Source organism: Pseudomonas sp. Root329 (assembly GCF_001424925.1).
GTDB classification, from domain to species: Bacteria; Pseudomonadota; Gammaproteobacteria; order Pseudomonadales; family Pseudomonadaceae; genus Aquipseudomonas; species Aquipseudomonas arabinosi.
Genome location: NZ_LMCV01000004.1, coordinates 221,985 through 245,901, shown reverse-complemented (window position 1 = coordinate 245,901; position 23,917 = coordinate 221,985). Strand labels below are relative to the sequence as shown.

The following is a 23,917-nucleotide window of genomic DNA, read 5'->3' as shown; positions in this document are numbered from 1 at the left end:
CTCACTTCCCCTCGAGCCCATCGTTCATCCCGTCGCCATCCCCGCCGAATCCGACTTGACCACCTAAGCTTCTGGTCAGCGAGCAGCCTTTTACGCACGTCTCAATGCGCACTTGGCAGGAGCAGGAATTTTCCACCCCAGACCTATGCGACGAGGTTTATCTCCATGGCACTGACACGCGAACAGCAAATTGCAGCCCTCGAAAAAGATTGGGCTGAAAACCCACGCTGGAAAGGCGTGACACGCGCTTACTCCGCTGCTGACGTCGTCCGCCTGCGTGGCTCGGTTCAACCTGAGCACACCTTTGCAAAATTGGGCGCCGAGAAGCTTTGGAACCTGGTAACCCAGGGCGCCAAGCCGTCCTTCCGTCCTGATAAAGATTTCGTCAACTGCATGGGCGCCCTGACCGGCGGCCAGGCTGTACAACAAGTTAAAGCCGGTATCCAGGCGATCTACCTGTCGGGCTGGCAAGTCGCTGCGGACAACAACTCCGCCGAATCGATGTACCCGGACCAGTCGCTGTACCCGGTGGACTCGGTTCCAACCGTGGTCAAGCGCATCAACAACTCGTTCCGTCGTGCTGACCAGATCCAGTGGAAAGCCGGCAAAGGCCCGGGCGACGAAGGCTACATCGACTACTTCGCTCCAATCGTGGCTGACGCTGAAGCCGGTTTCGGCGGCGTACTGAACGCTTACGAACTGATGAAGAGCATGATCGAAGCAGGCGCCGCCGGCGTTCACTTCGAAGACCAACTGGCTTCCGTGAAGAAATGCGGCCACATGGGCGGCAAGGTACTGGTTCCTACCCAGGAAGCTGTACAGAAGTTGACCGCTGCCCGTCTGGCGGCTGACGTTGCCGGTACGCCGACCATCATCCTGGCGCGTACCGACGCTAACGCGGCTGACCTGCTGACTTCCGATTGCGACCCGTACGACCAGCCGTTCGTGACTGGCGAACGCACCCAGGAAGGCTTCTACAAAGTGCGCGCCGGCCTGGACCAGGCGATCGCTCGCGGCCTGGCTTACGCTCCGTACGCCGACCTGATCTGGTGCGAAACCGCCAAGCCGGATCTGGACGAGGCTCGTCGCTTCGCCGAAGCGATCAAAAAGGAATACCCGGACCAACTGCTGTCGTACAACTGCTCGCCTTCCTTCAACTGGAAGAAAAACCTGGACGACGCGACCATCGCCAAGTTCCAGCGCGAATTGTCCGCCATGGGTTACAAGCACCAGTTCATCACCCTGGCCGGCATTCACAACATGTGGCACAGCATGTTCAACCTGGCGCACGACTACGCCCGTAACGACATGACTGCCTACGTGAAGCTGCAAGAGCAAGAGTTCGCTGACGCTTCGAAGGGCTACACCTTCGTGGCTCACCAGCAGGAAGTGGGCACCGGCTACTTCGACGACATGACCACTGTGATTCAAGGTGGCTCGTCTTCGGTAACCGCGCTGACCGGTTCGACTGAAGAAGAACAGTTCCACTGATCTGATTCACCTGAGCAAACGGCCGTTGCGGACCGAATAGAAAGCTAACCGCAACGCCGCACATCTGACGCCCCGACTGGTTCGGGGCGTTTTTTTTGCCTGAGATTTCACATGCCCGCTCTCACACAACGCGCTCAAAATCATTGATTCAGAGCAGTTTTTCGATCAGGAAAAGAAGGTAAAACGATCCTGCTCGCTACTTGTTGTTACGCACATATAAGACAACTTCCTGACTCTCACCCCATTAAACAGTTTAAAAACCACCGCAAACAATATTGATTATCATTTAGCCGTAACTATGTTCGTTACATTCCCAACAAAACAATATTGATGAAATCCCGGCTAATGCCCGAACCGCATGGGCTGCGGGGTTTTGGAGGTGCGCTATGTCCTTATTCCTATAAATAATTTCGCTATAGGAATTTTACTTGCACGGTGTTGTGCCATAAAATCAGCGGGATTGATTGCTGCGACATATCGTCACTGCTTTGTTTCTTTTCAAGCTCAGAGACCTTTGCTCTCTGTTAAGGATTACCAGCATGCCCGAAGCGACAGGACTCATGGCCCACAACTGGGGCTTTGCCATTTTCCTTCTGGGCGTCGTCGGCCTTTGTGCCTTCATGCTCGGCGTCTCCAGCCTCCTCGGGTCAAAAGCCTGGGGCCGCAGCAAAAACGAACCGTTCGAATCCGGCATGCTACCTACAGGTGGCGCCCGCTTGCGGCTCTCAGCCAAATTCTATCTGGTCGCGATGTTGTTCGTGATCTTCGATATCGAAGCCCTTTTTCTCTTTGCCTGGTCTGTGTCCGTCCGCGAAAGCGGCTGGACCGGATTCGTCGAAGCTCTCGTTTTCATAGCAATTCTGTTGGCAGGCCTTGTCTACCTATTTCGAGTGGGCGCCCTTGACTGGGCTCCGGCAGCTCGTCTTAAGCGGCAAGCGAAGCTGAAACAATGAGGCTTTGGCAATGCAATACAATCTCACCAGGATCGACCCCGATGCTCCTAACGAGCAGTATCCGATTGGCGAACGGGAAACCGTTTCCGATCCGTTAGAAGATCAAGTTCACAAAAACATTTTCATGGGCAAGCTCGAAGACGTGCTTAACGGCACGATCAACTGGGGGCGCAAGAACTCCCTGTGGCCGTACAACTTCGGTCTTTCGTGCTGCTACGTGGAAATGACCACCGCCTTCACGGCGCCCCACGACATCGCGCGCTTTGGCGCCGAGGTTATCCGGGCATCGCCGCGTCAGGCGGATTTCATGGTTATCGCCGGTACCTGCTTCATCAAGATGGCGCCGATCATTCAGCGTCTCTACGAGCAAATGCTCGAACCTAAATGGGTTATCTCCATGGGTTCGTGCGCCAACTCCGGTGGCATGTACGACATCTACTCAGTCGTTCAAGGGGTGGACAAGTTCCTGCCCGTGGACGTCTACGTGCCTGGCTGCCCGCCCCGCCCTGAAGCTTTTCTGCAAGGCTTGATGCTCTTGCAAGAGTCGATTGGACAGGAGCGTCGTCCGCTTTCCTGGGTCGTCGGTGATCAAGGCGTGTACCGCGCCGAGATGCCTTCGCAAAAGGAACAGCGCCGCGAACAGCGAATCGCAGTCACCAACCTGCGCAGCCCCGACGAAGTCTGATCCAGACCTGCTTCTTTTATAGAACGAGAACCTGGCTTCATTCTTTACGTTGACCGAAAGCGATAAATAACCATGACTACAGGCAGTGCTCTGTACATCCCGCCTTATAAGGCAGACGACCAGGATGTGGTCGTCGAACTGAACAACCGTTTTGGCCCCGAGGCGTTCACCGCCCAGCCTACCCGCACCGGCATGCCGGTGCTTTGGGTTGCCCGTGCCAAACTCGTCGAAGTCCTGACCTTCCTGCGCAACCTGCCCAAGCCGTACGTCATGCTCTATGACCTGCACGGCGTGGACGAGCGTCTGCGCACCAAGCGTCAAGGGCTGCCTAACGGCGCCGACTTCACTGTGTTCTATCACTTGATGTCGATCGAACGTAATAGTGACGTAATGATCAAGGTCGCCTTGTCCGAGAGCGACCTCAGCGTGCCGACCGTGACCGGCATCTGGCCGAACGCCAACTGGTACGAGCGTGAAGTGTGGGACATGTACGGCATCAACTTTGCCGGTCACCCGCACCTGACCCGCATCATGATGCCGCCGACCTGGGAAGGTCACCCGCTGCGCAAGGACTTCCCGGCCCGTGCCACCGAGTTCGACCCGTTCAGCCTGACCCTGGCCAAGCAACAGCTTGAGGAAGAAGCCGCGCGCTTCAAGCCTGAAGACTGGGGCATGAAGCGTTCCGGGGCGAACGAGGACTACATGTTCCTCAACCTCGGTCCTAACCACCCTTCCGCGCACGGTGCGTTCCGCATCATTCTGCAGCTGGACGGTGAAGAGATCGTCGATTGCGTACCGGACGTCGGTTACCACCACCGTGGTGCCGAGAAGATGGCCGAGCGTCAGTCCTGGCACAGCTTCATTCCGTACACCGACCGTATCGACTACCTCGGCGGCGTGATGAACAACCTGCCGTACGTGCTCTCGGTCGAGAAGCTGGCCGGCATCAAGGTGCCTGAGAAGGTCGACGTCATCCGCATCATGATGGCCGAGTTCTTCCGGATCACCAGCCACCTGCTGTTCTTGGGGACTTACATCCAGGACGTCGGCGCCATGACCCCGGTGTTCTTCACGTTCACCGACCGTCAGAAGGCGTACACGGTGATCGAAGCCATTACCGGCTTCCGTCTGCACCCGGCCTGGTACCGCATCGGTGGCGTCGCTCACGACCTGCCGCGCGGCTGGGAAAAACTGGTGAAAGACTTCATCGAGTGGATGCCAAAGCGTCTGGACGAATACCAGAAAGCCGCACTGGACAACAGCATCCTGCGTGGCCGGACCATCGGCGTCGCCGCCTACAACACCAAAGAAGCCCTGGAATGGGGCGTCACCGGTTCCGGCCTGCGTTCGACCGGTTGCGATTTCGACCTGCGTAAAGCTCGCCCGTACTCCGGTTACGAGAACTTCGAATTCGAAGTGCCGCTGGCGGCCAATGGCGATGCCTACGACCGTTGCATCGTGCGTGTCGAAGAAATGCGCCAGAGCCTGAAGATCATCGAGCAGTGCATGCGCAACATGCCGGAAGGCCCGTACAAGGCGGATCACCCGCTGACCACGCCGCCGCCAAAAGAGCGCACCCTGCAGCACATCGAGACCTTGATCACGCACTTCCTGCAAGTTTCGTGGGGCCCGGTCATGCCGGCCAACGAATCCTTCCAGATGATTGAAGCGACCAAGGGCATCAACAGTTATTACCTGACGAGCGATGGCGGCACCATGAGCTACCGCACCCGGATTCGCACCCCAAGCTTCCCGCACCTGCAGCAGATCCCTTCGGTGATCAAAGGCAGCATGGTCGCGGACTTGATCGCGTACCTGGGTAGTATCGATTTCGTTATGGCCGACGTGGACCGCTAAGCATGAACAGCACGCTTATCCAGACAGACCGTTTCGCCCTGAGCGAAACCGAGCGCTCGGCCATCGAGCACGAGCTGCATCACTACGAAGACCCGCGCGCGGCGTCGATCGAAGCCCTGAAGATCGTCCAGAAGGAACGTGGCTGGGTGCCGGATGGCGCTCTGTACGCCATCGGCGAGATCCTCGGCATCCCGGCCAGCGACGTTGAAGGGGTGGCGACGTTCTATAGCCAGATCTTCCGTCAGCCGGTCGGCCGTCACATCATTCGCGTCTGCGACAGCATGGTCTGCTACATCGGTGGCCATGAGTCCGTAGTCAGCGAAATCCAGAGCAATCTGGGCATCGGCCTGGGTCAGACCACCGCCGACGGTCGTTTCACCCTGCTGCCGGTCTGCTGCCTCGGCAACTGCGACAAGGCGCCGGCGTTGATGATCGACGACGACACTTTCGGTGATGTGCAGCCTGCCGGCGTTGCCAAATTGCTCGAGGGCTACGTATGACCCTGACTTCCTTCGGTCCAGCCAACCGCATCAAGCGTTCGGCCGAGACTCACCCGCTGACCTGGCGTCTGCGTGACGACGGCGAAGCCGTATGGCTCGACGAGTACCAGGCCAAGAACGGTTACGCGGCTGCGCGCAAAGCCTTCGCCGACATGGCTCAGGACGACATCGTCCAGACCGTGAAAGACTCCGGTCTTAAAGGTCGCGGCGGTGCAGGCTTCCCCACGGGTGTTAAGTGGGGCCTGATGCCCAAAGACGAATCCATCAACATCCGCTACCTGCTGTGCAACGCGGACGAGATGGAACCGAACACCTGGAAAGACCGCATGCTGATGGAGCAACTGCCCCATCTGCTGATCGAAGGCATGCTGATCAGTGCCCGCGCGCTGAAAACCTACCGTGGCTACATCTTCCTGCGTGGCGAATACACCACCGCCGCCAAGCACCTGAACCGTGCCGTGGAAGAAGCCAAGGCAGCGGGCCTGCTGGGTAAAAACATCCTGGGCAGCGGCTTCGATTTCGAGCTGTTCGTCCACACCGGCGCCGGGCGTTACATCTGCGGTGAAGAAACCGCACTGATCAACTCCCTCGAAGGTCGCCGCGCCAACCCGCGCTCCAAGCCGCCCTTCCCTGCCGCCGTTGGCGTGTGGGGCAAGCCGACTTGCGTGAACAACGTTGAAACCCTGTGCAACGTGCCGGCGATCATTGCCGACGGCGTGGACTGGTACAAATCGTTGGCCCGCGAAGGCAGCGAAGACATGGGCACCAAGCTCATGGGCTTCTCCGGCAAGGTCAAGAACCCCGGCCTGTGGGAACTGCCGTTTGGCGTCACCGGTCGCGAGTTGTTCGAAGACTACGCCGGCGGCATGCGCGACGGTTACAAGCTCAAGTGCTGGCAGCCAGGCGGCGCCGGTACCGGTTTCCTGTTGCCGGAACACCTGGACGCACAAATGTACGCCGGCGGCATCGCCAAAGTGGGCACCCGTATGGGTACCGGCCTGGCCATGGCGGTGGACGACAGCGTCAACATGGTTTCCCTGCTGCGCAACATGGAAGAGTTCTTCTCCCGCGAATCCTGCGGCTTCTGCACCCCGTGCCGTGACGGTTTGCCGTGGAGCGTCAAGCTTCTGCGTGCGATCGAGAACGGTGAAGGGCAAGCCGGCGATATCGAGACCCTGCTGGGTCTGGTCGGTTTCCTCGGCCCAGGCAAGACCTTCTGTGCTCACGCACCGGGCGCCGTGGAGCCGTTGGGCAGCGCAATCAAATATTTCCGCCATGAGTTCGAAGCCGGCATCGCGCCTACCAGCGCCGTCGTCCCGCCTCTGGCAAGGCCGATCGTAGTCGGCGCGTAAACGCTTAAAAAAGCGAAGGGTCCGTGCCCGCAGCTTTTCGTGTGATGACGCCGTAAACGGCTGTGTTGATTCACGCGAATAACAAGATTCCATTAGCCACGCCCGCTGACACCGGGCCAACGAAGAACTTTGAACCATGGCCACTATCCACGTAGACGGCAAAGAGCTCGAAGTCGATGGGGCAGACAACCTGTTACAGGCATGTCTGTCGCTAGGCCTCGATATCCCTTATTTCTGCTGGCACCCAGCCCTAGGCAGCATTGGCGCTTGCCGCCAGTGCGCGGTCAAGCAGTACACCGACGAAAACGACAAGCGTGGTCGGATCGTCATGTCCTGCATGACCCCCGCCACCGACGGCAGCTGGATCTCCATCGACGACGAAGAAGCGAAAGTGTTTCGCGCCAGCGTCGTTGAATGGCTGATGACCAACCACCCTCACGACTGCCCGGTCTGTGAAGAAGGCGGTCACTGCCACCTGCAAGACATGACGGTGATGACCGGCCACAACGAGCGCCGTTATCGCTTCACCAAGCGTACTCACCAGAACCAGCAACTGGGCCCGTTCATTTCCCACGAAATGAACCGCTGCATCGCTTGCTACCGCTGCGTACGCTTCTATAAGGACTACGCCGGCGGCACCGACCTTGGTGTATTCGGCGCCCACGACAACGTGTACTTCGGTCGCGTTGAAGACGGCACCCTGGAAAGCGAGTTCTCCGGCAACCTCACCGAGGTCTGCCCGACCGGTGTGTTCACCGACAAGACTCACTCCGAGCGCTACAACCGCAAGTGGGACATGCAGTTCTCGCCGAGCATCTGCCATGGCTGCTCCAGCGGTTGCAACATCTCCCCGGGCGAGCGCTACGGTGAACTGCGTCGTATCGAAAACCGTTTCAACGGTTCGGTAAACCAGTACTTCCTGTGCGACCGTGGCCGTTTCGGCTATGGCTACGTCAATCGCAAGGATCGCCCGCGTCAGGCATTGCTGGCCAACGGCGCCAAGCTGACCCTCGACGAAGCGCTGGATAAAGCCGCCGACCTGCTGCGCGGTCGCAACATCGTCGGTATCGGTTCGCCACGCGCCAGCCTCGAAAGCAACTACGCGTTGCGCGAGCTGGTCGGTGCCGAGCACTTCTACTCCGGTATCGAAGCTGCCGAGCTGGAACGCATTCGTCTGGTCATGCAGGTGCTGAAAGACAGCCCGCTGCCGATCCCGAACATGCGCGACATCGAAGACCACGATGCGATCTTCGTCCTCGGTGAAGACCTGACCCAGACCGCCGCGCGCATGGCCCTGTCCCTGCGTCAATCGGTCAAAGGCAAAGCCGAAGACATGGCCGACGCCATGCGCGTTCAGCCTTGGCTTGACGCTGCGGTGAAGAACATCGGTCAGAACGCTCTGAACCCGCTGTTCATCGCCAGCCTGGCTGAAACCAAGCTCGACGACATTGCTGAAGAATGCGTACACGCTGCGCCAGACGACCTGGCCCGCATCGGTTTCGCCGTGGCTCACGCCCTCGACGCCAGCGCGCCTGCCGTTGAAGGTCTGGACGCTGAAGCCCTTGAGCTGGCCAAGCGCATTGCCGACGCCCTGCTCGCCGCCAAGCGTCCGCTGATCATTGCCGGTACCTCGCTGGGTTCCAAGGCGCTGATCGAAGCCGCGGCAAACATCGCCAAAGCCCTGAAGCTGCGCGAGAAGAACGGTTCCATCAGCCTGATCGTGCCAGAGGCCAACAGCCTCGGCCTGGCCATGCTCGGTGGTGAATCGGTCGACGCAGCCCTGCAAGCGGTGATCGACGGCAAGGCCGACGCCATCGTCGTGCTGGAAAACGATCTGTACACCCGAACCGACAAAGCCCGTGTCGATGCTGCCCTGATCGCCGCGAAAGTGCTGATCGTGGCGGACCATCAGAAGACCGCCACCAGCGATCGCGCGCACCTGGTTCTGCCAGCTGCCAGCTTCGCTGAAGGCGACGGTACGCTGGTCAGCCAGGAAGGCCGCGCCCAGCGCTTCTTCCAGGTCTTCGACCCGACTTACCTCGACGCCAGCATCATGGTTCACGAAGGCTGGCGCTGGCTGCATGCCCTGCGCGCCACCCTGTTGAACCAGCCGATCGACTGGACCCAACTGGACCACGTCACCGCTGCCTGTGCCGCAAGCACTCCGCAACTGGCCGGCATTGTCAGCGCCGCACCGTCCGCCGCGTTCCGCATCAAAGGCCTGAAACTGGCTCGCGAACCGCTGCGTTACTCCGGTCGTACCGCCATGCGCGCCGACATCAGCGTGCACGAACCGCGTACCTCCCAGGACAACGACACCGCGTTCTCGTTCTCCATGGAAGGTTACTCGGGCTCGGTCGAACCGCGTCAGCAAGTGCCATTCGCCTGGTCTCCGGGCTGGAACTCGCCGCAAGCCTGGAACAAGTTCCAGGACGAAGTCGGTGGTCACATCCGCGCTGGCGACCCGGGCACCCGCCTGATCGAAAGCACCGGCGACTCGCTGAACTGGTTCGCCAGTGTTCCGCGTGCGTTCAACCCGGCTCCGGGCACCTGGCAGGTTGTGCCGTTCTTCCACCTGTTCGGCAGCGAAGAGAACTCTTCCAAAGCCGCACCGGTTCAGGAACGCATCCCGGCCGCTTACGTGTCGCTGGCCAAATCCGAAGCCGACCGTCTGGGTGTCAATGACGGCGCCCTGCTGAGCTTGAGCGTTGCTGGCCAGACCCTGCGTCTGCCGCTGCGCATCAACGAAGAGCTGGGTGCCGGTCTGGTCGCATTGCCGGCCGGTATCGCCGGCATTCCGCCCGCGATCTTTGGCAAAACCGTTGACGGTCTGCAGGAGGCAGCTCAATGACCTGGTTCACGCCTGAAGTGATTGACGTGATCATCGCGGTCCTCAAGGCCATCGTGATTCTGCTCGCCGTCGTGGTGTGCGGCGCGTTGCTGAGCTGGGTCGAGCGTCGTTTGCTCGCCCTCTGGCAGGACCGTTACGGTCCGAACCGCGTTGGCCCGTTCGGCGCGTTCCAGATTGCGGCCGACATGATCAAGATGTTCTTCAAGGAAGACTGGACCCCGCCGTTCGCCGACAAAGTGATCTTCACCTTGGCGCCGGTCGTGGCCATGAGCGCCTTGCTGATTGCCTTCGCGATCATCCCGATCACCCCGACCTGGGGTGTGGCGGACATCAACATCGGCATCCTGTTCTTCTTCGCCATGGCCGGTCTGTCGGTCTACGCGGTGCTGTTCGCCGGCTGGTCGAGTAACAACAAGTTCGCCCTGTTGGGCAGCTTGCGGGCCTCGGCACAAACCGTGTCGTACGAAGTGTTCATGGGCCTGTCGTTGATGGGCATCGTGATCCAGGTTGGCTCGTTCAACATGCGCGACATCGTTGAATACCAGGCGCAGAACCTGTGGTTCGTGATCCCGCAGATCTTCGGTTTCCTGACCTTCTTCATTGCCGGCGTCGCCGTGACTCACCGTCACCCGTTCGACCAGCCGGAAGCGGAGCAGGAACTGGCCGACGGTTACCACATTGAATACGCCGGCATGAAATGGGGCATGTTCTTCGTCGGTGAGTACATCGGCATCGTGTTGATTTCGGCGCTGCTGGTGACGTTGTTCTTCGGTGGCTGGCACGGTCCGTTCGGCATTCTGCCGCAGATCCCGTTCATCTGGTTCGCACTGAAAACCGCGTTCTTCATCATGTTCTTCATCCTGCTGCGCGCCTCGATTCCGCGCCCACGGTATGACCAAGTGATGGATTTCAGCTGGAAGTTCTGCCTGCCGCTGACCCTCGTCAACATGCTGGTGACCGCTGCGATCGTGTTGCTCAACACGCCCGCCGTCGCGGCTCAGTGAGGATAGAGAATCATGAAGTACATATTTGACATCGTGCATGGCTTCTTCACCCAGCTTCGCAGCCTGGTGATGATTTTTGGCCACGCCTTCCGCAAGCGCGACACGCTGCAATACCCGGAAGAGGCGGTGTACCTGCCGCCGCGCTTCCGGGGCCGTATCGTGCTGACCCGCGACCCCGACGGTGAAGAGCGTTGCGTAGCCTGCAACCTGTGCGCCGTGGCGTGCCCGGTCGGTTGCATCTCGCTGCAGAAAGCTGAAACCGATGACGGTCGCTGGTACCCGGAATTTTTCCGTATCAACTTCTCGCGCTGCATTTTCTGCGGCCTCTGCGAGGAAGCCTGCCCGACCACCGCGATCCAGCTGACACCGGATTTCGAGATGGCCGAGTTCAAACGTCAGGACCTGGTGTACGAGAAAGAAGATCTGCTGATCTCCGGCCCCGGCAAAAACCCTGATTACAACTTCTATCGTGTTGCAGGTATGGCGATTGCCGGTAAGCCAAAAGGCTCCGCGCAGAATGAAGCCGAACCGATCAACGTGAAGAGCTTGCTGCCTTAAGGAAGAAAGATGGAATTCGCTTTCTATTTCGCATCGGGTATCGCTGTTGTGTCCACGCTTCGCGTGATCACCAACACCAACCCCGTGCACGCCCTGCTCTACCTGATCATTTCGCTGATTGCCGTGGCGATGACGTTTTTCGCCCTCGGCGCACCGTTTGCCGGTGTGCTGGAAGTGATCGCCTACGCTGGCGCCATCATGGTGCTGTTCGTGTTCGTGGTGATGATGCTGAACCTGGGCCCCGCCTCGGTTCAGCAAGAGCGCGTCTGGCTCAAGCCCGGCATCTGGCTCGGCCCGGTCGCACTCGGCGCCCTGCTGCTGGTTGAACTGCTGTACGTGCTGTTCAGCCACGACAGCGGTCAGGCCATCGGCCACACCACCGTAGACGCCAAGGCCGTGGGCATCAGCCTGTTCGGTCCTTATCTGCTGGTGGTCGAACTCGCCTCGATGTTGCTGCTCGCCGCAGCCGTCACGGCGTTCCACTTGGGCCGCAACGAAGCCAAGGAGCAATGACGATGCCTGCTATCCCTATGGAGCATGGTCTGGCGGTCGCCGGCATCCTGTTCTGCCTCGGTCTGGTCGGCCTGATGGTCCGCCGCAACATTCTCTTCGTGCTGATGAGCCTGGAGGTCATGATGAATGCCTCCGCTTTGGCGTTCATCGTTGCCGGTAGCCGCTGGGCGCAGCCGGATGGACAGATCATGTTCATCCTGGTGATCAGCCTGGCAGCCGCCGAGGCCAGTATTGGCCTGGCGATTCTGTTGCAGCTGTATCGCCGCTTCCACACTCTCGATATCGACGCTGCCAGCGAGATGCGCGGATGAATCTTCTCTATCTGACTTTCGTATTCCCTCTCATAGGTTTCCTGCTGCTGGCGTTCTCACGCGGTCGCCTCTCGGAAAACCTGTCGGCGCTGATCGGCGTCGGTTCCATCGGCTTGTCTGCCATCGTCACGGCTTATGTGATCTGGCAATTCAACGTCGCGCCACCTGAAGGTGGTCACTACACCATGGTGTTGTGGCAGTGGATGGCGGTGGAAGGCTTTACGCCTAACTTCGCGCTGTACCTGGATGGTCTGTCCCTGACCATGCTCGGTGTGGTGGTCGGCGTCGGCTTCCTGATCCACCTGTTCGCGTCCTGGTACATGCGCGGTGAAGCCGGTTACTCGCGCTTCTTCGCCTACACCAACCTGTTTATCGCCAGCATGCTGTTCCTGGTTCTGGGCGATAACCTGTTGTTCCTGTACTTCGGTTGGGAAGGCGTGGGCCTGTGCTCGTACCTGTTGATCGGTTTCTACTACAGCAACCGCAACAACGGTAACGCGGCACTGAAAGCCTTCATCGTCACCCGGATCGGCGACGTGTTCATGGCCATCGGCCTGTTCATCCTGTTCGCGCAACTGGGCACGCTGAACATCCAGGAACTGCTGGTGCTGGCGCCGCAGAAATTCCAGGCTGGCGACTTCTGGATGGTCATGGCCACCCTGATGCTGCTGGGCGGCGCTGTCGGTAAGTCCGCGCAACTGCCGCTGCAAACCTGGCTGGCGGACGCGATGGCCGGTCCTACTCCGGTTTCGGCACTGATCCACGCTGCAACCATGGTGACCGCCGGTGTCTACCTGATCGCCCGTACTCACGGTCTGTTCTCCCTGGCACCGGATATCCTGCACCTGGTTGGCGTTGTCGGCGGTGTGACCCTGGTACTCGCCGGTTTTGCCGCACTGGTTCAGACCGACATCAAACGTATCCTCGCCTACTCGACCATGAGCCAGATCGGCTACATGTTCCTGGCGCTGGGCGTTGGTGCGTGGGATGGCGCGATCTTCCACCTGATGACCCATGCCTTCTTCAAGGCGCTGCTGTTCCTTGCGTCCGGTGCGGTGATCGTTGCCTGCCACCACGAGCAGAACATCTTCAAGATGGGCGGCCTGTGGAAGAAACTGCCACTGGCCTACGCCAGCTTCATCGTCGGCGGCGCGGCCCTGTCGGCCCTGCCACTGGTCACCGCAGGCTTCTACTCCAAGGACGAAATCCTCTGGGAAGCGTTCGCCAGCGGCAACCACGGCCTGCTGTACGCAGGTCTGGTCGGCGCGTTCATGACGTCGCTGTACACCTTCCGCCTGATCTTCATCGCGTTCCACGGTGAAGTGAAGACCGAAGCGCACGCCGGTCACGGCATCGCTCACTGGCTGCCACTGTCGGTGCTGATCGTATTGTCTACCGCCATTGGCGCGATGATCGTTCCACCGCTGCACGGTGTGCTGCCGGAAAGCGTCGGCCATGCCGGCGGCGAAGCCAAGCACAGTCTGGAAATCGCGTCGGGCGCCATCGCCCTGTCCGGTATCCTGCTGGCCGCGCTGCTGTTCCTCGGCAAGCGTCGTTTCGTCACTGCAATCGCCAACAGCGGCATCGGCCGCTTCCTTTCGGCCTGGTGGTTCGCTGCCTGGGGCTTCGACTGGATCTACGACAAACTGTTCGTCAAGCCATACCTTGCGATCAGCCACGCACTGCGCAGAGACCCGCTCGACCAGACCATCGGTCTGATCCCGCGTATGGCCAAAGGTGGTCACACCGCCCTGAGCCGTACCGAAACCGGTCAACTGCGTTGGTACGCGGCATCGATGGCAGCCGGCTCCGTGCTGGTCATCGGCGCCATCGTGCTGGTAGCGGTCTGATATGAACCTTGCGAACTTGCGAAAGGAATTGAGCCCGTCATGATTCTGCCTTGGCTAATCCTGATCCCCTTCATCGGCGGCCTGCTGTGCTGGATGGGTGAGCGCTTCGGCGCTACCCTCCCCCGCTGGATTGCGCTGTTGACCATGACCCTGGAACTCGCGCTCGGCCTCTGGCTGTGGGCCCACGGTAATTATTCATTTGCTCCGGCCCCTGGCGCCGATCCGACCTGGGCGCTTGAGTTCAAGCACATCTGGATCGAGCGCTTCGGCATCAGCGTGCACCTGGCCCTCGACGGCCTGTCGCTGTTGATGATCCTGCTGACCGGTCTGCTGGGTATCCTCTCGGTACTCTGCTCGTGGAAAGAGATCCAGCGTCACGTTGGCTTCTTCCACTTGAACCTGATGTGGATCCTGGGCGGTGTCGTCGGCGTGTTCCTCGCCCTCGACCTGTTCATGTTCTTCTTCTTCTGGGAAATGATGCTGGTGCCGATGTACTTCCTCATCGCGCTCTGGGGTCACAGTTCTTCGGACGGCAAGAAAACCCGGATCTACGCGGCGACCAAGTTCTTCATCTTCACTCAGGCGTCCGGCCTGATCATGTTGGTGGCGATCCTGGGTCTGGTCCTGGTCAACTTCAACGACACCGGCGTGATTACCTTCAACTACGCCGACCTGTTGAAAACCAAGATGTCGCTGACCACCGAGTACATCCTGATGCTCGGCTTCTTCATCGCCTTCGCGGTGAAGCTGCCAGTGGTGCCGTTCCACTCCTGGTTGCCTGACGCTCACGCCCAGGCACCGACCGCGGGTTCGGTCGACCTGGCCGGTATCTTGCTGAAGACGGCTGCTTACGGTCTGCTGCGTTTCGCCCTGCCGCTGTTCCCGAATGCTTCGGCCGAGTTCGCGCCGTTCGCCATGACCCTGGGTCTGATCGGGATCTTCTACGGTGCGTTCCTGGCCTTCGCCCAGACCGACATCAAGCGTCTGATCGCCTACTCCTCCGTTTCCCACATGGGCTTCGTGTTGATCGGCATCTACTCCGGCAGCCAACTGGCGCTGCAGGGCGCGGTGATGCAGATGCTGGCGCACGGCCTGTCGGCGGCGGCACTCTTTATCCTCAGTGGTCAACTGTATGAGCGCACCCACACCCGCGACATGCGTGAAATGGGTGGCCTGTGGTCGAAGATCGCTTACCTGCCGGCCGTCAGCCTGTTCTTCGCCGCCGCGTCCCTGGGCTTGCCGGCGACCGGTAACTTTGTGGGTGAGTTCCTGATCCTGATCGGCACGTTCCCGAGCGCTCCATTGATCACTATCCTCGCGACGTCCGGTCTGGTGTTCGGTTCGGTCTACTCGCTGATCATGATCCACCGTGCCTACTTCGGCCCGTCCAAATCGGACGCGGTGCTGCATGGCATGGATGGTCGCGAACTGATCATGGTGGTCGGTCTGGCAGCGTTGCTGATTTTCATCGGCGTGTACCCGCAACCGTTCCTCGATACCTCTGCTGCGACGATGCATGGCGTGCAGCAATGGCTCGGCACCGCCTTCACTCAACTCGCTTCGGCCCGGTAAGAGCGCTATGGAATTCACGACTCAACACTTTATCGCGCTTGCGCCGTTGTTGATCACCAGCGCCACGATCATCGTGGTGATGCTGGCGATCGCCTGGCGCCGCAACCACTCGCAGACCTTCCTGATTTCCGTGGCGGGTCTGAACCTGGCGTTGCTGTCGATCCTGCCAGCCCTGAAAGTCGCGCCTTTGGCTGTGACTCCACTGCTGCAAATCGATAGCTTCGCTTGCTTGTACATGGCGCTGATCCTGGTCGCCACCCTCGCTTGTGTGACCCTCGCCCACGCCTACCTCGGCGATGGCGGTTCGGGTTACCCGGGCAACCGTGAAGAACTTTACCTGCTGATCCTGATGGCCGCCGCCGGTGGCCTGGTACTGGTCAGCGCGCAGCACCTGGCCGGGTTGTTCATCGGTCTGGAACTGCTCTCGGTACCGGTCTACGGTCTGGTGGCTTACGCCTTCTTCAACAAGCGTTCGCTGGAAGCCGGTATCAAGTACATGGTGCTGTCGGCCGCCGGTTCTGCGTTCCTGTTGTTCGGTATGGCCCTGCTCTACGCCGATTCGGGCAGCCTGAGCTTCGTCGGTATCGGCCAGGCGCTGGCGGCGACTGGTCTGCCAAGCTCGCTGGCGCAACTGGGCCTGGGCATGATGCTGATCGGTCTGGCGTTCAAGCTGTCGCTGGTACCGTTCCACCTCTGGACCCCGGACGTTTATGAAGGTGCTCCGGCACCGGTGGCCGCGTTCCTCGCTACCGCTTCCAAGGTTGCCGTGTTCGCCGTGATGGTGCGTCTGTTCCAGATCTCGCCCGCGGCGAGCAGCGGTGTACTGAGCGACGTGCTGACCATCATCGCCATCGCGTCGATCCTGTTCGGTAACCTGCTGGCACTGACCCAGAGCAACCTCAAGCGTCTGCTGGGTTACTCGTCCATCGCTCACTTCGGTTACCTGCTGATCGCCCTGGTGGCGAGCAAGGGTCTGGCCGTGGAAGCCATCGGCGTGTACCTGGTCACCTACGTGATCACCAGCCTCGGCGCGTTCGGCGTGATCACCCTGATGTCCTCGCCGTACAACGGCCGTGACGCGGATGCCCTGTACGAATACCGCGGCCTGTTCTGGCGCCGTCCGTACCTGACCGCCGTACTGACCGTGATGATGCTGTCCCTGGCCGGTATCCCGCTGACCGCGGGCTTCATCGGCAAGTTCTACATCATCGCTACCGGTGTCGAGTCGCACCAATGGTGGCTGGTCGGTTCCCTGGTACTGGGCAGCGCCATCGGCGTCTTCTACTACCTGCGCGTCATGGTCACCCTGTTCCTGATCGAACCGAACCTGCGTCGCCACGATGCGCAACTGCACTGGGAACAACGTGCAGGCGGCGTGATGCTGCTGGCGATCGCTCTGGTGGCGTTCTTCCTGGGTCTGTATCCGCAGCCATTGCTGGTCCTGGTTCAGCAGGCCGGGTTGGCGGGTTGATCGCATAAGCGACACTCGGTAGAAAACAGAAACGGCACCTTCGGGTGCCGTTTTTGCGTTTTGATCTTTTTATTCCCGTCTTTCGGAAGATGCCTGCGTGGCAGTAGGTAATGGCCGACATCCGACTCAAGGCATTTACCGATAAGTTCGGTGATCGGATATCGGGAGAGATCAAAAAATGAAGCGTGATATTTTTGCTGAGCTCATGGACGGTTTGGAGTTTCTTGCAAAGAATCGGCAACAACAAAATCCTGTGCCGAGGGAGCTTGCTCCCGCTCGGCTGCGCAGCAGACCCAAATCTATTGAGGCATGTGAATCAGATAAACCACCGCGGCCAGAGGTTTTGGCGTCTGCTTCGCAGCCGAGCGGGAGCAAGCTCCCTTGCCACGGGTAATCAGTGTTTTTGAGGATGGTTGCCTTGGCTTGAGAGATTTGTTGTCTGGGAAAGCACCTTCGCGAGCAAGCCCGCTCCCACAGTGGTTCGGGGTTGTTCGCAAATAGTGTGTTCGCCACAGATCCCCTGTGGGAGCGGGCTTGCTCGCGAAGGGGCCCTCTCTGGCACAAAAGAAAACGGCACCTTACGGTGCCGTTCGCCTTTCAAAGTCCAGCTGTTTACTTACGCGCATCCGCCCACGATTTCAGCAGTTCGTTGTAGCTCACGGTTTCGCCCTTGGGCTTCTCGTTGGCCAGTTTCGGCTTCGGTGCGCCCGGCTGATCGAACCAGTATTGCGCGTCGCGTTCCGGGTTCATTTTCGGCGCGCAGGTGGCTTGAGCCTTCGAGCGTTCCAGACGGGTCATGATCGCGTCCTGATCCTTGGCCAGACCATCGAGCGCCTGTTGCGGGGTTTTGTCGCCGCTGGCGGCTTCGGCGATGTGGCTCCACCACAGTTGCGCCAGACGCGGATAATCCGGCACGTTGGTCCCGGTCGGAGTCCATTGCACACGGGCCGGGCTGCGATAGAACTCGACCAGGCCACCGAGTTTCGGTGCCAGGTCGGTCATGGCTTGCGAGTTGATGTCCGACTCGCGGATCGGGGTCAGGCCAACGATGGTTTTCTTCAGCGACACGGTTTTCGAGGTCACGAATTGCGCATAGAGCCAGGCAGCCAGTTTCTGTTTCTCAGGCGTGGACTTCATGAACGTCCACGAACCCACGTCCTGATACCCCAGCTTCATGCCCTCTTCCCAATACGGACCGCGCGGCGATGGCGCCATGCGCCATTTCGGCGTGCCATCGGCGTTGACCACCGGCAGGCCCGGTTTGGTCATGTCGGCCGTGAACGCGGTGTACCAGAAGATCTGCTGGGCGATGTTGCCCTGGGAAGGTACGGGACCGGATTCGGAGAAGGTCATGCCCGCCGCTTCCGGTGGCGCGTAAGCCTTGAGCCAATCGACGTATTTCGTGGTCGCAAACACCGCCGCCGGGCCGTTGGTGTCGCCGCCACGGGTTACGCTGGAGCCGACCGGGTGGCAATCCTCGACACGGATACCCCACTCGTCCACCGGCAAACCGTTAGGCAAGCCCTTATCGCCGCCACCCGCCATGGAGAACCAGGCGTCGGTGAAACGCCAGCCCAGGGACGGGTCCTTCTTGCCGTAGTCCATGTGCCCGTAGACCCGCTTGCCGTCGATTTCCTTGACGTCTTCGCTAAAGAATTTGGCAATGTCTTCATAGGCCGACCAGTTCACCGGTACGCCCAACTCGTAACCGTACTTTTGCTTGAACTTGGCTTTCAGGTCCGGGCGCTCGAACCAGTCGGCGCGGAACCAGTACAGGTTGGCGAACTGTTGATCAGGCAATTGATAAAGCTTGCCGTCGGGAGCGGTGGTGAAGGAAAGACCAATGAAGTCCTTGAGGTCCAGGGTCGGCGAGGTGAAGTTTTTACCTTCATTGGCCATCAAGTCAGTGATCGCTTCGGTCTTGCCGTAACGGAAGTGTGTGCCGATCAAGTCAGAGTCATTGACCCAGCCGTCATAGATGCTCTTGTCCGATTGCATCACGGTCTGCAGCTTCTCCACCACGTCGCCTTCTTGCAGCAGGTCGTGGGTCACTTTAATCCCGGTGATCTCGGTAAAGGCCTTGGCCAGCACCTTCGACTCATACTCGTGAGTGGTCAGGGTTTCCGAGACCACCTTGATGTCCATCCCGCGAAACGGTTCGGCCGCCTTGATAAACCACTTCAATTCTGCGAGCTGTTGATCGGCCGTCAGGGTGGACGGTTTGAATTCGCTGCCAATCCATTTCTTGGCGGCGTCCTCATAGGCATCCGCCCAGGCTGCAGCGCTCAGCCCGCTGAGTGCCAGCATGGCTGCCAATGAAACGCTATGTCGCAGCTTATTGTTTTTGTCGAACATAGAGACCTCCTATTAGGGTTTCGGAGCAACTTTGCCGAGCGATTCGACTAGCCCCAACGCATCACAGCCAACAGCCACACCAGGGACAACGCGAACGCCACCCAGATGCTCCAGTCGGTGACGCCGATTACCAGCAAATGCAGGTAGGCGCTGCCGAGAAGACCGATAAACAACCGATCGCCACGGGTGGTGGCAATCGGCAACAAACCACGCCGAAGAATGCTCGGCGAACGCAGTTCCCAGGTCGTCATGCCCACCAGGATCAAGGCAATGACGCTGAAGAACGCCGCCGTAGGGCCGGTCCAACTCATCCATTCCATCATCAGCTCCTCAGACCCGGCCCAGGGCAAAGCCCTTGGCCACGTGGTTGCGAACAAACCAGATCACCAGCATGCCCGGCAGGATGGTCAACACCCCCGCCGCCGCCAGCACGCCCCAGTCGATGCCGGACGCCGAGACCGTGCGCGTCATCACTGCCGCAATCGGTTTGGCGTTGACCGACGTCAGGGTTCGCGCCAGCAGCAGCTCGACCCAGGAAAACATGAAGCAGAAAAATGCCGTCACACCGATCCCGGAGCCAATCAGCGGCACGAAAATTTTCACGAAGAACTTGGGAAAACTGTACCCGTCGATGTAAGCGGTTTCGTCGATCTCCTTCGGCACGCCGGACATGAAGCCCTCAAGGATCCACACCGCCAATGGCACGTTAAACAGGCAATGAGCCAACGCGACGGCGATGTGTGTATCGAACAAACCGATCGAGGAATACAGCTGGAAGAACGGCAGCAAAAACACCGCCGGCGGTGCCATGCGATTGGTCAGGAGCCAGAAGAACAGGTGCTTGTCACCGAGGAACCGATAGCGCGAGAACGCATACGCGGCCGGCAATGCCACGCTCAGCGAAATCACCGTGTTCAGGCTCACGTAGTACAGCGAGTTGAGGTAACCGGTGTACCAACTCGGATCGGTGAAAATCACCTTGTAGTTGGCGAAGGTGAAATCCTGTGGAAACAACGTCAGGCCACTGAGGATTTCGGTGTTGCTCTTGAAGGACATGTTCAGCAGCCAGTAGATCGGCACCAGCAGGAACAGGATGTAGATCAGCAGTGGAATGAGCTTTCTTTTACTCATGGCAGACCTCAGCGGTTGGCGTCAGAGTGAGTCATGGCCGTATAGAACAGCCAGGACACCAACAGGATGATCAGGAAGTACACCAGCGAGAAAGCGGCCGCCGGGCCGAGGTCGAATTGCCCTACCGCCATCTGGGTCAAGGTCTGACTCAAGAAGGTCGTGGCATTCCCCGGACCACCACCGGTCAGCACAAACGGCTCGGTGTAGATCATGAAACTGTCCATGAACCGCAACATCACCGCGATCAACAGCACGCTCTTGAGCTTGGGCAGCTGGATGTGTCGGAAAACCGCCCAGGCCGATGCCCGATCAATCCGCGCCGCCTGGTAGTACACGTCCGGAATCGCCCGCAACCCCGAAAAACACAACAGCGCCACCAACGACGTCCAGTGCCAGACGTCCATCACCAGCACCGTGACCCAGGCGTCCATGGTGTTGGCCGCGTAGTTGTAGTTCAGGCCCATGGCCTTGAGGCTGGCGCCGAGCAATCCAATGTCGGCCCGACCGAAGATCTGCCAGATCGTCCCCACCACGTTCCACGGAATCAGCAACGGAATCGCCAGGATGATCAGCACCAGCGATGACCAGCGGCCTTTGATCGGCATGGTCAGGGCGATGGCGATGCCCAGCGGGATTTCGATCAGCAGCACACAGCCGGAGTAGATGAACTGGCGCAGCAAAGAGTCATGCAGGCGCGGATCGAGCAGCACTTGCTTGTACCAGTCGGCGCCGACGAAGTAGCGGCTGGACTGGTCGAAGATGTCCTGCACCGAGTAGTTGACCACCGTCATCATCGGGATCACCGCACTGAACGCCACCAGCAAAAACACCGGCAACACCAGCCACCAGGCCTTGTTGTTCTGCACCTTGTTCATGGCTACGTCTCCAGGAGGTATTCGTCGGCATACACCATCAGCCATTGAGCCGGGAAGCTGATGTAGGCGGTTCCCTCAGGCACTGGTTTGTCTTCGGCCAGGCGCACTTTCAAAGGCGCGCCGTCGAGGTTCAGGGTCATGATCTTGTAGGTGCCAAGGTCTTCGACGTGTACGACCTGTGCCTGCATCGCCTCATCAAACGGCTCGTCCCACACATGCACGAACTCTGGACGGATGCCGACCTTCAGGGTTTTCCACTCGGACTCGGCAACGCGTTTCTGCTGCGGATCGGAAAGCGGCAAATGAGTCGAGGCGAAACCAACACCGCCTGGCTGCGGCTGTACCTCGATCAGGTTCATCCCCGGACTGCCGATGAAATAGCCGACAAAGGTGTGGCTCGGCCGCTCGAACAGTTCTCGCGGCGTACCGAATTGCACAATCTGCCCGCCGTACATCACCGCGATCTTGTCGGCGAAGGTCGAGGCCTCCAGCTGATCGTGGGTGACGTAGACCATGGTGATGTTGAACTGCTCGTGGATCTGCTTGAGCTTGCGCCGCAGCTTCCACTTCAGGTGCGGGTCGATCACCGTCAGCGGCTCATCGAACAGGATCGCCGACACGTCATCGCGCACCAGCCCACGGCCCATGGAGACTTTCTGCTTTTCATCGGCGGTGAGGTTGCGCGCCTTCTTGCTCAGCAGTGTCTGGAGGTCGAGGACTTCGGCGATTTCCTGCACCTTGCTGTGAATTTTCGCCTCGGCCATGCCCTGATTGCGCAGCGGGAAGGCCAGGTTGTCGAACACCGTCATGGTGTCGTAGACCACCGGAAACTGGAAAACCTGGGCGATGTTGCGCTTCTCCGGGGTCAGATCGTTGACCACTTTGCTGTCAAACAGCACTTGGCCCTGAGACGGACTGAGCAATCCGGAAATGATGTTGAGCAAGGTCGACTTGCCGCAGCCCGAAGGCCCGAGCAGCGCGTATGCACCGCCCTGCTCCCACACGTGGTCCATCTCGCGAATCGCATAATCCTCGGGGCCGGTCGGCGTGCGGGTGTAACTGTGGGCAAGGTGCTGCAAACGGATTTCGGCCATCAGGCAACCCTCGCGATACGGCGACCGGGCGCCTGGACCAGCCGCCCCTGCATATCGAAGACAAACAGTTTATGGGTCGGGATATAGATACGAATTGGCGCATCGACGTCGTATTCGTGAACGCCGGGCAAGTGCAGCACCAACAGGAAATGTTCGTTGCGCACATGGAGGAAGGTTTCCGACCCGCTGATCTCGGCCACCTCGACGGTCACCGCCAGTTCCAGGTCATCGTCGTTGCTCGGCACCAGCGAAATATGGCTAGGCCGTACGCCAAAGCGGAACTCGCCCTCGCCCACCGGCCGCAGATCGACGTTGAGCGGGAAGTGCACGAAATTGGCGAAGCTGACTTCGTTGCCGGCGATACGCCCCGGCATCAGGTTGATCGGCGGCTCGGAGAACAGCTCCGCCGCCAGCACGGTTTGCGGCTGGTGATACACCTCGGAAGACTTGCCGCTCTGAATCACCCGACCTTCGTGAAGAATGGTGGTAGTGCCGCCCAGCGCCAGGGCTTCGTTGGGTTCGGTGGTGGCGTAGATGGCGATGGTGTGGCGAGCCTTGAACAGCTCGCGCATTTCCTGACGCAGTTCTTCGCGCAGTTTGTAGTCGAGGTTCACCAGCGGCTCATCGAACAGGATCAGTTCGGCATCCTTGACCAGCGCCCGGGCCATCGCCGTGCGCTGTTGCTGGCCGCCGGAGAGTTCGAGGGGATGGCGCTGGAGGAATTTCTCGATGCGCAACATCTTCGCGGTTTCCAGCACTTTGCTCTGGATCAGCTCATTGGACACACCGCCCTGGCGCAAGGGCGAGGCGATGTTCTCGAACACCGTCATGGTCGGGTAGTTGATGAACTGCTGATAGACCATCGACACGTTGCGCAAACGCACCGGACGCTGGGTAACGTCGACGCCGTTCATCAGGATGCGGCCGCTGTCGGGCTTGTCCAGACCGGCCATCAGGCGCATGAGACTGGTTTTGCCGGACAGCGTACGCCCGAGCAAAACGTTGAAGGATCCGGCTTCGAAACTAAGGCACGCATCGTCGATCCAGGTCTGGCCCTCGACGGTGCGGCTGACGTGCTCCAGGGTTAATGACATGGCTCGGCCTTTTTATTATTGGAGTCAAGCGACCGGAGCTACAGAGCGACATTCGTGCCAGAAAATGCAAGCCGTTGATCCAGCTTGAGAATCCTTGAAGTTGGAGAAAAACCGCGTTCGTTGCTGAACAGAAATGAACAACCTCGACTGAACAATTGAACAATCCAACCGTTGACAATGAACAATAGTGAACAACACTCTACGGATGCTTTTGCTGCGGGAAATTCTGAATCGCGCACACCCTTGTAGCAGCTGGCGAAGCCTGCGTTCGGCGACGCAGTCGTCGTGAAATCAGGCGGCGCGGTGTATCAGGATGACCGCGCAAACAGGTTTTACGACGACTGCGTCGCCGAACGCAGGCTCCGCCAGCTGCTACATGAATCGCGTTACTCATAACAAT

The 23,917-nt window shown here is 59.5% G+C and carries 20 protein-coding genes; 14 read left to right on the top strand and 6 right to left on the bottom strand.

The genetic code is table 11. From position 1 onward, the window contains the following. The first annotated feature begins 165 nt into the window (after positions 1–165). The 14 genes from aceA to nuoN all read left to right on the top strand — a co-directional run bounded on the left by aceA (position 166) and on the right by nuoN (position 16,968). On the top strand, positions 166–1,491 hold the full coding sequence (gene aceA, locus ASC74_RS07275; RefSeq protein WP_033057066.1) for an isocitrate lyase: 1,326 nt from the start codon (positions 166–168) through the stop codon (positions 1,489–1,491). Between the two features lie 539 nt (positions 1,492–2,030). Next, positions 2,031–2,444: an NADH-quinone oxidoreductase subunit A gene (locus ASC74_RS07270; RefSeq protein ID WP_008146033.1), complete on the top strand. Its 414-nt coding sequence runs from the start codon at positions 2,031–2,033 to the stop codon at positions 2,442–2,444. A gap of 10 nt (positions 2,445–2,454) precedes the next feature. After that, the gene (locus ASC74_RS07265) at positions 2,455–3,129 is read left to right on the top strand and encodes a NuoB/complex I 20 kDa subunit family protein (protein WP_008146035.1); all 675 of its coding nucleotides are present in this window, start codon (positions 2,455–2,457) and stop codon (positions 3,127–3,129) included. A 72-nt stretch (positions 3,130–3,201) separates the two neighbouring features. Further along, positions 3,202–4,986: an NADH-quinone oxidoreductase subunit C/D gene (gene nuoC, locus ASC74_RS07260; protein ID WP_056740437.1), complete on the top strand. Its 1,785-nt coding sequence runs from the start codon at positions 3,202–3,204 to the stop codon at positions 4,984–4,986. A gap of 2 nt (positions 4,987–4,988) precedes the next feature. Beyond that, the gene (gene nuoE / locus ASC74_RS07255; protein ID WP_008146039.1) at positions 4,989–5,486 is read left to right on the top strand and encodes an NADH-quinone oxidoreductase subunit NuoE; all 498 of its coding nucleotides are present in this window, start codon (positions 4,989–4,991) and stop codon (positions 5,484–5,486) included. Continuing rightward, positions 5,483–6,838 carry an NADH-quinone oxidoreductase subunit NuoF gene (gene nuoF / locus ASC74_RS07250; protein ID WP_008146041.1) on the top strand — a complete coding sequence of 452 codons (1,356 nt, stop codon included), beginning with the start codon at positions 5,483–5,485 and terminating at the stop codon, positions 6,836–6,838. The genes nuoE and nuoF overlap by 4 nt, the downstream gene beginning before the upstream one ends. Before the next feature lie 136 nt (positions 6,839–6,974). Continuing rightward, a complete protein-coding gene (nuoG, locus tag ASC74_RS07245; RefSeq protein WP_056740435.1) occupies positions 6,975–9,689 on the top strand; it encodes an NADH-quinone oxidoreductase subunit NuoG in 2,715 nt (904 codons plus the stop codon). After that, positions 9,686–10,693, top strand: a complete 1,008-nt coding sequence (gene nuoH / locus ASC74_RS07240) for an NADH-quinone oxidoreductase subunit NuoH (RefSeq protein ID WP_008146046.1) — start codon at positions 9,686–9,688, stop codon at positions 10,691–10,693. Before nuoG ends, nuoH begins: the two co-directional genes overlap by 4 nt. 12 nt (positions 10,694–10,705) lie before the next feature. Continuing rightward, positions 10,706–11,251 (top strand): NADH-quinone oxidoreductase subunit NuoI, encoded by a 546-nt coding sequence (nuoI, locus tag ASC74_RS07235; RefSeq protein ID WP_200889382.1) that lies wholly within the window; start codon positions 10,706–10,708, stop codon positions 11,249–11,251. 9 nt (positions 11,252–11,260) lie between these two features. Continuing rightward, positions 11,261–11,764 carry an NADH-quinone oxidoreductase subunit J gene (nuoJ, locus tag ASC74_RS07230; protein ID WP_046047465.1) on the top strand — a complete coding sequence of 168 codons (504 nt, stop codon included), beginning with the start codon at positions 11,261–11,263 and terminating at the stop codon, positions 11,762–11,764. A 2-nt stretch (positions 11,765–11,766) separates the two neighbouring features. Then, positions 11,767–12,075 (top strand): NADH-quinone oxidoreductase subunit NuoK, encoded by a 309-nt coding sequence (gene nuoK / locus ASC74_RS07225; RefSeq protein ID WP_007946416.1) that lies wholly within the window; start codon positions 11,767–11,769, stop codon positions 12,073–12,075. Next, positions 12,072–13,925, top strand: a complete 1,854-nt coding sequence (nuoL, locus tag ASC74_RS07220) for an NADH-quinone oxidoreductase subunit L (protein ID WP_056740433.1) — start codon at positions 12,072–12,074, stop codon at positions 13,923–13,925. Before nuoK ends, nuoL begins: the two co-directional genes overlap by 4 nt. A 39-nt stretch (positions 13,926–13,964) precedes the next feature. Next, complete coding sequence (gene nuoM, locus ASC74_RS07215) at positions 13,965–15,497, top strand: NADH-quinone oxidoreductase subunit M (protein ID WP_046047467.1); 1,533 nt, start codon at positions 13,965–13,967, stop codon at positions 15,495–15,497. Positions 15,498–15,504: 7 nt separating this feature from the next. Next, positions 15,505–16,968 carry an NADH-quinone oxidoreductase subunit NuoN gene (nuoN, locus tag ASC74_RS07210; RefSeq protein ID WP_056740432.1) on the top strand — a complete coding sequence of 488 codons (1,464 nt, stop codon included), beginning with the start codon at positions 15,505–15,507 and terminating at the stop codon, positions 16,966–16,968. A gap of 612 nt (positions 16,969–17,580) precedes the next feature. Here nuoN and ASC74_RS07205 read toward each other — a convergent pair. Genes ASC74_RS07205 through ASC74_RS07180 form a run of 6 tightly spaced genes read right to left on the bottom strand, consistent with a single transcriptional unit; the run spans position 17,581 to position 23,517 of the window. Then, the gene (locus ASC74_RS07205) at positions 17,581–19,323 is read right to left on the bottom strand and encodes an ABC transporter substrate-binding protein (protein WP_056740430.1); all 1,743 of its coding nucleotides are present in this window, start codon (positions 19,321–19,323) and stop codon (positions 17,581–17,583) included. A gap of 47 nt (positions 19,324–19,370) precedes the next feature. Next, complete coding sequence (locus tag ASC74_RS07200) at positions 19,371–19,643, bottom strand: DUF2160 domain-containing protein (protein ID WP_008146061.1); 273 nt, start codon at positions 19,641–19,643, stop codon at positions 19,371–19,373. A 10-nt stretch (positions 19,644–19,653) separates the two neighbouring features. Continuing rightward, positions 19,654–20,454, bottom strand: coding sequence for a carbohydrate ABC transporter permease (locus tag ASC74_RS07195; protein ID WP_046047472.1), 801 nt, complete (start codon positions 20,452–20,454; stop codon positions 19,654–19,656). A gap of 8 nt (positions 20,455–20,462) precedes the next feature. Beyond that, the gene (locus ASC74_RS07190; RefSeq protein ID WP_046047473.1) at positions 20,463–21,329 is read right to left on the bottom strand and encodes a carbohydrate ABC transporter permease; all 867 of its coding nucleotides are present in this window, start codon (positions 21,327–21,329) and stop codon (positions 20,463–20,465) included. Positions 21,330–21,331: 2 nt separating this feature from the next. Continuing rightward, positions 21,332–22,423 (bottom strand): ABC transporter ATP-binding protein, encoded by a 1,092-nt coding sequence (locus tag ASC74_RS07185; RefSeq protein ID WP_056740428.1) that lies wholly within the window; start codon positions 22,421–22,423, stop codon positions 21,332–21,334. After that, positions 22,423–23,517 carry an ABC transporter ATP-binding protein gene (locus ASC74_RS07180; RefSeq protein ID WP_046047475.1) on the bottom strand — a complete coding sequence of 365 codons (1,095 nt, stop codon included), beginning with the start codon at positions 23,515–23,517 and terminating at the stop codon, positions 22,423–22,425. The genes ASC74_RS07185 and ASC74_RS07180 overlap by 1 nt, the downstream gene beginning before the upstream one ends. Positions 23,518–23,917 lie beyond the last annotated feature (400 nt).